Here is a 10,196-nt window from a genome sequence, read left to right as displayed (position 1 = left end):
ATGGTGAAGATCCCGGAGGCCGCGACCGCGATGGACACGTGGATGATGAGCCAGTAGGACTGCAGTGCGGGCTGCAAGGGGGACACGGGGGTCGGGAACGCGATCGTGGCCAGACACAGCATGATGAGCACGAGGCCGGAGACCATGGGTCCCACGAAGCGCAGGTCCTTGAAGAACAGCGTCACGAGGTACACGCCGGCCACCACCAGGGCGCCCGTGGTGCAGAACTCGTACATGTTGGCCCACGGCACACGGTCCGCGGCGACACCGCGGGAGACCACCGCGAACGCGTGCAGCAGGAACGCGATGACCATGAGGGTCACGGCCACGCGGGCAGCCGGGCGGCGGCTGTTGTGCTGGTAGTCCAGCGCCTCGAACTCGTTCACGCCTTTGGCGCCGTCCGCCGAGGTCCGGAACTCATCCGCGACGGACTCACCGGTCCCCGCGCCGTCGCCGGACGCACCCCCGGTGGAAGAGCGAGTGAACGCGGAACGCGACACCGTGGAACCGACCGTGGCGGAACCCGCCGCCCGGGCCCCGGAATGCGCGGCCGTGGCGCCCACGAGTTCCTTGGCCTCGCCCTCGGCGGTGTCACGCCGGGCACGTTCAGTCAGGCCGAGGGTCTTGGAGTGGGAGGCCATGTCCCACACGAAGGCCACGAACACCACCAGGTAGGTCATGGCGGCCAGGAGCATGAACCATTCGCTCCAGTTGCCCAAGGTCACGTTGATGTTGCTACCCATTAGTTCACGCCTTCGAATTCAGGTGGAACTCCCGCACGCCGCGGTCCTCCCACAATGACGTCCACAGAGCTGTCAGTTTTTCCGCTTCCGCGCCCAAGCGGTGGTCCTCGCCACGCGCCAACAGTCCGTACTCCAGAACAGTACACCGCACCCCGTTGGCGTCCTCCGTGGTGGTGGCCCGCACCCACGCCCTCCGGCGCGCGATGAACAGGCTCATGATGAGCCCGATGAACGCGAGCACGAAGAAGATGAACGCGGGGATCCGCCCGGGGTCGCTGTTCACGTCCAGACCCACGTAGCGCTTCACGTCCAGGAACTCCACGCTGCCCTTGCCGTTGGGCAACTGCACCTCGCGGTGTTGACCGTCCAGCAGGATCGGGCCGTTGGCCGAAGTCATGGAGTTCAGTTCCGTGAGGTTCTCGGTGTTGAGCACGTACACGTTCTGCGGTTGCCCGCTGTCCAGGCCCAGGTCCCCGTAGAACGAGGACAGGATCAGCGCGGGGTTGTTCAGCGCGGGGTCCGCGGAGCGCGGGATCTCCCCCGGCTCCGAGACGGCCGTGGGCAACAACAACCCCACGAACCCGAGCTGATCGGGGCGGGCGTCCGGGACCTTGAGGGTCAGCGAGGACGTGTACACGGAGTCCGAGGGGACCGTGACCACGGGGCCCTCGTAGGCCACGTTGCCTTCCCCATCCGTCACGCGGATCACGGGCGCGTAACCGTTGCCTACCAGGTACACCTTGGTGCCGTTGACGTTGAGGGGCTTGTTGACCGCGAGGTTCACGTCCTGGGGTGTGGCCCCGGGTTCGTCCGTGACAGTCAGGTCCGCGTTGAAGTCGGTGGGCTGACCGTAGTTCCGGGGATCGGAGGTGTCCCGGTTGAACGTGGCCTGGAAGTTGTTGAGCCGCACCGAGAAGGGGTTGAGCCAGTCCGGGTCGAAATTGGTCCCCGGGTTGAAGGAGTCGTAGTCCACGAGGGTGTTCACGAAGGACTCCCCCTCCACGATGATCTTCTGCCCCTTGTACCCGAACAGGGCACCGATCGCCACGGAGACCAGCACGCCCAGCAGCGCTACGTGGAAGAGGATGTTGCCCACTTCCTTGAGCATCCCGCGCTCGGCCGCGACCGACGGCGCCGCGGAGCCCAGGTCCTGTGTCTGCACCCGGTAGCCGCGCTTCTTCAGGGCGGCGGCGGCCTGCTCGACGGCGTCGTCCGGGGAAGGTGCGGCAGCGCCGTCGCGCCCGCCCAGCATGACCTTGCGGTACTGCGGCAACCGGGAGATCCGGCGCGGGGTGCGCGGCGGCTTGGAACGCCACGCCTTGAAGTGCTGGACGGCGCGCGGGAGCACGCAGCCCACGAGCGAGATGAACAGCAGGAGGTAGATCGCGGAGAACCAGTAGGAGGAGAATACGTCGAACAGCTGCAGGCGGTCCAGCCACGGACCCATGGTGGGGTTCGCCTCGATGTAGCTGGTCACCGCGTCCGGGTCCTGGACCCGCTGGGGGAACAGGGATCCCGGGACCGCGGCGATCGCGAGCAACAACAACAGCACGAGGGCCGTGGACATCTTGGTCAGTTGCCGCCAGGCCCACCGGGCCATGCCGAGGGGACCCAGTGAGGGGACCTCCACGTCGGAACGCTGCGCCTTCTTCGGGCGTGGCGTGCGCGTCTCGGTCATATCGGCATCACCCAATCGGTTACGAATTCGGACTGGACCCACGAGACCAGTGCGGACCACACGCCCGTGGCCATGGCGGCCCCGATGAGCACGAGCACGGCACCGCCCACGCGCTGCAGCGTGAGACGGTGCCTGCGGAAGAAGGACATGGCCCCCATGCCCCGGCGCAACGCCAGGGCGATCAGCACGAACGGGACGCCCAGTCCCAGGCAGTAGGCGGTGGTGAGCACCACGGCCTTGCCGGTGGACGCGCCGTCCACGTAGACGAGCGCCTGCACCGCGGCGAAGGTCGGGCCGATGCACGGGGCCCATCCCAAACCGAAGGCCATCCCCAGGAGGGGCGCACCCCACAGCCCCGGGGGCGGGCGGCGCTCGATCTTGCGGTCACGCTGGAACCACGAGAAACCACCCATGAAGACCACGCCCATGAGCATCACCAGGATCCCGAGCACCACCATGATCCACTGCTGGCCCAACAACCACGCGAACGCGCCGAGCTGCGCGAGCACCACGGACATCAGCACGAACACCGCGGAGAACCCCAGGACGAACAGCACCACGCCCGTGAGGATCCGCCCGCGCCGTTGTTCCCGCAGGTCCACCCCAGTGAGCCCGGTGATGTAGCCCAGGTACCCGGGCACTAGTGGCAGGACGCACGGTGAGGCGAAGGAGACGAATCCCGCGAGCAGCGCCACGGGCAGCGCGGCAATCAGTGAACCGTCGAGGACGACCTCGGCGAAGGGATTGCCGTTCATGCGGACTCAGCCACCGTGTCCTTGATCAGGGCGTCCAGGGTGGATTTGTCCGCTTTGCCCAGCACGCGGGCGGCCACGCGACCCTGCTCGTCCAGAACGAGGGTCGTGGGGACGGCCTGCGGCGGGATGTAGTCGCTCAGTGCGAGCAGCACGGCCCCGTTGAGATCGGACGCGGAGGGGTAGTCCACCCCGTAGTTGCGTTCGAACGCCTCCGCGGTGGGCTGCTGGTCGCGCAGGTTCACGCCCAGGAACTGCGCGCGGTCCTGGTACTCGTGGTGCAGGGCCACGAGGTCCGGGGCCTCCGCGCGGCACGGCGCGCACCCTGCGTACCAGAAGTTCACGACGGCGGGCTTGCCGCGCAGGCTCTCGGCGCTCACGGTGCTGCCGTCGAACATCTCGGCCTCGAACTGCACGGGCTCCCCGCGCTGCTCCGGCGCGTACTCGCTCACGGAACCGTCACCGGCCACGTAGCCCTTCTCGCCGCCGGCGTTGGCCTGCTGGGCGAGGCTGTCGTTGCCCGAGGACGAGCACCCCGCGAGCGCGAGCCCCAGACACACCACCACGGCGACCGCTCCCGTGCGCACTCGGGCACGGGCAGGCAGGGAACGGGCGGATGAACAACGCGGAGAAGTCACGGGGAGAACTCCTGGGAAGAGGTCGTGGGGTGAGAGATCAATTATGAGCCGGGAAGCTGATTGACGCCTGGATAGAGGTGGGCGGCGGGTTCCCGGTAGGAGACCTCCGGGACCTGCGCGGCGTCCACGTCCTCGAACGTTAAGGACGTCAGGGACGCGAGGTTGCACTCACGCTGCCGCGGGTCGTGCGGCAACGGACGGCCCTGCGCGGACAACCGCGTGAGCCAGATCGGCAACTGGTGGGACACGGCCACGGCCTGGGCGCCGTCGGCACCGCGGCGCACCGCGTCCCGGGCGAGTTCCCGCACGGCCTGTGCCATGCGCTCGACCTGCGCCTTGTAGGGCTCACCCCACGAGGGCCGCAAGGGGTTGAGCATGTAGGGCCAGTGCTTGGGCTTGGCGAGCTCACGACCGGTCACGTGCAGACCCTGGAAGTGGTTGGCCGGTTCGATCAACCGCTCGTCCGTGCGCACCTCGAGCCCCAACTCGCGGGCCACGGGTGCGGCAGTCTCCCGCGTGCGGGTCAGCGGCGAGCACGCCAGCAGAACGATCCGATCGCCATCCTGGACCCGCCGGGCCAGGTCCGCCGCGGCGGCCTCGGCCATCCGAGCGCCCTTCTCGGACAGGTGGTAGTCCGGGAGCCGCCCGTAGACCACGTGCGCGGGGTTGTGGACCTCGCCGTGGCGCAGGAGGTGAACGGTTGCTGAAGGCATGCCCCCAGTGTCTCAAACCCCGCTGTCAGCCCCCAATCGGCCCCGTCGGCACGGAACTGACCCCGTCAGGACAGCACTGCGCGTCAGGACAGCACGGCGCGCAACCGGGCGGCGTCGATGCGCAACCGGTCCCATGGGGCTCCGTCCACGAAGACCACGGGGATGTACTCGGCGTAGTCGCGCAGCAGCTGCAGATCGCCCGTGATGTCCCGCTCGCGGTACTCGCTGCCCGTCTGCTCGCACACCCCGGTCACGACCTCGCGCGCGTCCTCGCACAGATGGCATCCCGGTTTGGTCAGCAGCGTCACTGTGTGCGCCGGGCGCGGGCGGGTCCAGTCCGCGCCGGAGAGCAGGGGCGTACGACGTCGCTCGCGCCCGTCCTGCCGCCCCGCGGCACCGGCGCCCGCGCCGGTTTCACGCGCCGTCGCCGTTGCGGGAGCCGTCGTCGTCCCGCGCGTCGTCGTCGCTGCGGGTTCCGCCTGCACGGCGGGGCCCGGTTTGGCCGGACGGGCGGGATCGAGACGGTCGGGGCTCACGGACTGCTGCGTCATGCGGCCCATGCTACGCACGCGGACACTGCGCACACGATGAAGGCCCCGTTCCCATAGCGGGAACGGGGCCTATCACGGGCGCGCTTACTTCTTGTTACGGCGCTGGTGACGAGTCTTGCGAAGCAGCTTGCGGTGCTTCTTCTTGGACATGCGCTTGCGGCGCTTCTTGATGACCGAACCCATAGGATCCCTCACAGTTCTCTGGACAGTGGTATTTGCTGGGGGCCGCGGGTGAACACCGCCCCGCCCCTGCTAACGCGGGGGCAACATACGTTTAACGGCAAACTACTGGCCTACCTTACCGTGCGACCCCGCCGGGCCCGAAAACGGGCGCTCAGGCGCTCGCGCGGCGATCGGCGTCGAGTTCCTCGTCCTGCTCTGGCCGCCCGTCCTGCTCCGTGACGGAACGCCCCCGCGGCGTGGCCGTGCGCTTGTCCCGGGACGACGCCACACGGTCCAGCGAGCGTGGTTCCGCGACCGAGGCGCGGGAGTCGTCCGGGTCCACGCCGGCTTCCTCGTACTGGTAGGTGATGTGTTCGGCCACGAGGCGGGCGGCCAGGTTGTGGTCCCCCGCTTCGAGGGCGCCCACGATGGCCCGGTGTTCGGCGCGGATGCGGCTGGACGTGGTGCTCCACAGCGGCACATGACCCACGAGTGCCAGGGTGTACTCGTAGATCGAGTCCCGCAGGGCAGTGAACAATGCCGCGTTCACCGCGTTGCCGCCCGCCTTGACCAGCGCGATGTGGAAGCTCACGTAGAGGTGGTGGAACTGCTTGAGCCCCAGGTCCTCGTCCATCTGCGCCATGATCGCGTGCAGTTCCTCGCGCGGGATGCTGTGCTTCTCGGCGTTCTCGAGGGCCGAGGTCTCGAGCATCACGCGAGTCTGGACGATGTCACGCAACGGGTGCTGCGACGTCGCTATGTGCAACTGCAGTGCGGGACCCGCGGACGCGGCCGGTTCGCGCACCAGGATGGGGAGAATGCTGCGGTGCGGGCCCTCGAAGAGATTGACGATGCCCTGGGCCTCCAGGATCTTGAGGGTCTCACGCATGGAGTTGCGGGACACCCGGAAGATCGCGGCCAGGTCCTTGTCGGTGGGCAGTCGTTGACCCAGCACCAGGTTTGCGTCGAACAGCTCGTTCTCGAGCCATTGCAGAACCTCTCGATGCGTTGCCATATATCCCACCCTAAACGTCGTACGGCGCCCGACCGCCGTATGGCACGGTCGGGCGCCCGGCGCGCCGCTCTCCGGACGCGGCCGTGCTCAGATGATGCCCTGGGCCACCATGGCCCGGGCGACCTTGAGGAACCCCGCGATGTTCGCACCGGCCACGTAGTTGCCCGGCATCCCGAACTCCTCGGCGGTCTCTGCGCAGCGATCGTGGATCCCGCGCATGATCTCCCGCAGGCGTTGCTGCGTGTAGTCGAAGCTCCACGAGTCGCGGGACGCGTTCTGCTGCATCTCGAGCGCGGACGTGGCCACACCGCCGGCGTTGGCGGCCTTACCCGGCGCGAACAGCACGTCCGATTCCTGGAACCGGTGCACGGCCTCGGTGGTGCACGGCATGTTGGCACCCTCGGCGACGGCCACGATCCCGTTCTCGAGCAGGGTCTTGGCCTGACGGCCGTTGAGCTCGTTCTGCGTGGCACACGGCAGCGCGACCGTGCCGGGGACGTCCCACACCGAACCGTCGGAGACGAATCGGGCACTCGAGCCGCGCCGTTCGGCGTACTCGCTGATCCGGGCCCGCTCAACCTCCTTGACCTGCTTGAGCAGCTCGAGGTCGATGCCGTTGCTGTCCACCACGTAACCGCTCGAGTCCGACGCCGTGAGCGCCTTGGCGCCGAGCGACTGGGCCCGCTCGATCGCGTAGATCGCCACGTTGCCCGAACCGGAGACGATCACGTCCCGGCCCTCGAGGTCCAACCCGCGGGTCTTGAGCATCTCCTCCGCGAACATCACCGCACCGTAGCCCGTGGCCTCGGTGCGCACGAGCGAACCGCCCCAGGACAGGCCCTTGCCCGTGAGCACACCGGACTCGTAGCGGTTGGTGATGCGCTTGTACTGACCGAAGAGGTACCCGATCTCACGCCCGCCCACGCCGATGTCACCGGCGGGGACGTCCGTGTACTCACCGATGTGGCGGTACAGCTCGGTCATGAAGGACTGGCAGAACCGCATGATCTCCGCGTCACTGCGCCCGGACGGGTCGAAGTCCGATCCACCCTTGCCGCCGCCGATGGGCATACCGGTCAGCGCATTCTTGAAGATCTGCTCGAAACCCAGGAACTTCACGATGCCCAGGTACACCGACGGGTGGAACCGCAAGCCACCCTTGTAGGGACCCAGCGCGGAGTTGAACTCCACCCGGAACCCGCGGTTGATGTGCACCTGGCCCTGGTCGTCCATCCACGGCACACGGAAAATGATCTGACGTTCGGGTTCGCAGATACGCTCCACGATCGCGGAGTCCAACAGATCCGGATGGCGAGCCACCACGGGACCCAACGACTCGAAGACCTCGTCCACAGCCTGGTGGAACTCGGACTCACCCGGGTTGCGCGCCGTGACGATCTGCCGGATGGGGATCAGTTTCTCGTGCATGTCTCTCCTGCCCTCTTGAAAGGTCTGCGGCTCCCACTCAACCGCGGCGTGAACCGCGGTTGCGTCGCCGGAAACCCGTCAGAGTGGACAGCAGACCGCTCTGACGGCGATGCGCGGCCCCGCGAGGTCGGATGAGCTCCGCGATCTCGGGCGAGTTCGTCTCCGGGGAGACAGCGCGGGGCTCTGCATCGTGGGGCTCGGCATCATGCGCGGCACGGGGCTGCGCAGCGGGCTCGGTGTGGGCACCATCGTCCACAGTATCCCCTGTGACCTGGGCCTCCCGTTCGTCGGCCAGGCCCTCCGGATCAGCGGAATTGATAGCTTCTTCGGTGACCCCCGAGCTGAACTGCACGACTTTCTCGGACCCCTGGGATGATTCGTCGAAAAACTCGGCTTCTACGGGCGTCTCTGCTTCCCCAGAATTTTCTTCCGGACGGGGATCATCGACCGGGGATCCGGGGGCGACCGTGGGAGCGGGGATGTCCAGGACCTCGGGATTGTCCGAGGTGTTGGTGGCCTCCGTCGTGACGTCGGTGACCTCCGCCGTGAACCACGGCAGGGACCGCTCGGGGTCGCGCACAGGTTCCTGGGCGGCGTCGACGTCAACGGCCTCGGCGCGTACGGGCTCCGGGCGCGGGGCGTCCTCGGGCGACGGCGCGGCGTCGTGGTCGGTCGACTCGGCGGAGGCGTCCGTGGTCAGCTGTGCAGCGTCGTCGACGGCCAGCTGCGCAGCGACGTCGTTCGCCATGGCGGGCTCATCGGACTCGGCCGGGGCGGACTCATGTGTATCCGTCACGGGAGTGTCCGCCTCGTTCGCGGCGGCGACCAGCTCGTTCACCCAGTCGAGCACGGCCACGAAGGGCTCGGCGGTGAGGTTGTAGAAGCGCTTCTGTCCCTGGGCGCGGGTGGTGACCATCCCGGCGTCGCGCAGGACCTTGAGGTGCTTGGACACCGTGGGCTGGGAGACCTCGAGCGCGGTGACCAGCTCGCCCACCGGCCGGGGCCCGCCGCACAGGGCCGTGAGGATGCGGCGTCGGGTGGGGTCGGACAAGGCGGAATATGCGTCGTGGGACATGGGATTCACCTTAGACGGGCTGCCCACCCTGACCCAATCAGACCTTCCCGTCACGGGTCGGTCCCACCAGCGTCAGCCCTGCCAGGGTCAGTCGTACCAGGGGTCCAGTCCCCACTGGGGAAAGACCTCCTTGCGCGTGGCCATGATGCTGCGGTCGGTCTCGTCACTGGGGTCGTAGCCGATCTCCCACGAACGCCACCAGATGTCGACGTCGTCGCCCATGCGCTCGGGCGGGCGCCCGCCGTACTTTTCGGCCATGTAGCTGCGCCACGCCTGCGGGACCGGCGTGTTCACGTCCACGGGGTATCCCGAGGCGACCCCCACGAGGTGCGCCCACGAGCGGGGAACGGCGTCGTGGCAGTCGTACCCGCCGCCACCCGTGGCGATCCACCGGCCCTCACATAATTCCGCCGCGAGCTCGGACACCGCCAACGCGATCTGACGCTGCCCGTCCACGCTCATGCGTAAATGGGTCAGTTCGTCCTGGAAGTGGGAGTCGCAGCCGTGCTGGGAAACGATCACTTCGGGACGGAACTCGCGCGCGATCGGGGGGACCACGGCGTCGTACGCTCGAAGCCACTGGGAGTCGTCCGCGCGCGTGGGCATGGCCACGTTGACCGCGGTGCCGGCCGCCGCCCCGGAGCCGATCTCGTTGGCGAAGCCCGTGCCCGGGAACAGGGACAGGCCCGTCTCGTGCAGGGACACGGTCATGACGCGGGGCTCGTCGTAGAAAATCGACTGGGTGCCGTCCCCGTGGTGGCCATCCACGTCCACGTAGAGCACGCGCTGCACTCCGTTGTTCAAGAGGTGCTGGATGGCCACGGCGCAGTCGTTGTACACGCAGAAACCTGAGGCCTTGTCCGCCGCGGCGTGGTGCATGCCACCGCCGAAGTTCACGGCGTGGACCACGGAACCGCTCAGCAGGTCCGCGGCACCCTGGTAGCTGCCGCCCACCAGGCGCGCACTCGATTCGTGGATGCCCTCGTAGCCGGGAGTGTCCTCGGTGCCCAAACCGCATTCGGGGATCTGCCGCGTGGGGTCCTCCGAGACGGCGCGCACGGACTGCACGTAGGTCTTGGTGTGCACGAGTTCCAGGACGGGGTCGTCCGGGACCTCGGGGACGGTGACCCGCACGTTGGGCGCGCTGTCCAGGCCCAGGTTCTGCACCAACCGCATGGTCGCGTCTAGGCGGGTGGGGCTCATGGGGTGGTAGTCCCCGAAGTCGTACTGGAGCAACCGGGGATCCCAGTAGACACTGGTGGGGTAGACGGCATCCTTGCCCGTTGTCGCGGAGCTCACACCTCCATTAGAACACTCACGCGCATGCGGCAGTCGCTGCAGCGCACTGTGACGGGGGATACTGGGGGTCGTTGCGCTGATCCACCCCCGCGGGACCGTAGGATTCCGCGTGACCCGACCGTCCATCGGATCCCGCGAGGAG

10 protein-coding genes and 1 pseudogene are annotated in these 10,196 nt (G+C 68.0%); all 11 read right to left on the bottom strand.

From position 1 onward, the window contains the following. Window positions 1–743 (bottom strand): annotated as a pseudogene (locus tag B3I25_RS10700) (c-type cytochrome biogenesis protein CcsB); the annotation flags it as partial. A gap of 4 nt (window positions 744–747) precedes the next feature. Then, entirely contained in the window at window positions 748–2,421 is a 1,674-nt protein-coding gene (gene resB / locus B3I25_RS10695; protein ID WP_206398598.1) for a cytochrome c biogenesis protein ResB, read from the bottom strand. Then, window positions 2,418–3,176 carry a cytochrome c biogenesis CcdA family protein gene (locus tag B3I25_RS10690; protein ID WP_085106234.1) on the bottom strand — a complete coding sequence of 253 codons (759 nt, stop codon included), beginning with the start codon at window positions 3,174–3,176 and terminating at the stop codon, window positions 2,418–2,420. Before B3I25_RS10690 ends, resB begins: the two co-directional genes overlap by 4 nt. Continuing rightward, window positions 3,173–3,811 (bottom strand): TlpA family protein disulfide reductase, encoded by a 639-nt coding sequence (locus tag B3I25_RS10685; protein WP_179861282.1) that lies wholly within the window; start codon window positions 3,809–3,811, stop codon window positions 3,173–3,175. The genes B3I25_RS10690 and B3I25_RS10685 overlap by 4 nt, the downstream gene beginning before the upstream one ends. Before the next feature lie 41 nt (window positions 3,812–3,852). Then, a complete protein-coding gene (locus tag B3I25_RS10680; protein WP_098054889.1) occupies window positions 3,853–4,524 on the bottom strand; it encodes a histidine phosphatase family protein in 672 nt (223 codons plus the stop codon). 83 nt (window positions 4,525–4,607) lie between these two features. After that, window positions 4,608–5,075 (bottom strand): glutaredoxin family protein, encoded by a 468-nt coding sequence (locus tag B3I25_RS10675; protein ID WP_193518972.1) that lies wholly within the window; start codon window positions 5,073–5,075, stop codon window positions 4,608–4,610. Between the two features lie 84 nt (window positions 5,076–5,159). Further along, window positions 5,160–5,258 carry a 30S ribosomal protein bS22 gene (locus B3I25_RS10670; protein WP_005504750.1) on the bottom strand — a complete coding sequence of 33 codons (99 nt, stop codon included), beginning with the start codon at window positions 5,256–5,258 and terminating at the stop codon, window positions 5,160–5,162. 151 nt (window positions 5,259–5,409) lie between these two features. Next, window positions 5,410–6,252, bottom strand: coding sequence for a FadR/GntR family transcriptional regulator (locus tag B3I25_RS10665; protein WP_082943348.1), 843 nt, complete (start codon window positions 6,250–6,252; stop codon window positions 5,410–5,412). An 87-nt stretch (window positions 6,253–6,339) separates the two neighbouring features. Next, the gene (gene gdhA / locus B3I25_RS10660; protein WP_064846654.1) at window positions 6,340–7,680 is read right to left on the bottom strand and encodes an NADP-specific glutamate dehydrogenase; all 1,341 of its coding nucleotides are present in this window, start codon (window positions 7,678–7,680) and stop codon (window positions 6,340–6,342) included. Window positions 7,681–7,717: 37 nt separating this feature from the next. Continuing rightward, on the bottom strand, window positions 7,718–8,755 hold the full coding sequence (locus tag B3I25_RS10655; RefSeq protein ID WP_286738928.1) for an ArsR/SmtB family transcription factor: 1,038 nt from the start codon (window positions 8,753–8,755) through the stop codon (window positions 7,718–7,720). An 87-nt stretch (window positions 8,756–8,842) separates the two neighbouring features. After that, on the bottom strand, window positions 8,843–10,054 hold the full coding sequence (locus B3I25_RS10650) for an acetoin utilization protein AcuC (RefSeq protein WP_064846652.1): 1,212 nt from the start codon (window positions 10,052–10,054) through the stop codon (window positions 8,843–8,845). Window positions 10,055–10,196 lie beyond the last annotated feature (142 nt).

This window comes from Kocuria sp. UBA1838, from assembly GCF_002338785.1.
Classification (GTDB): Bacteria; Actinomycetota; Actinomycetes; order Actinomycetales; family Micrococcaceae; genus Kocuria; species Kocuria marina.
This window is presented reverse-complemented; position numbering and strand designations above follow the sequence as displayed.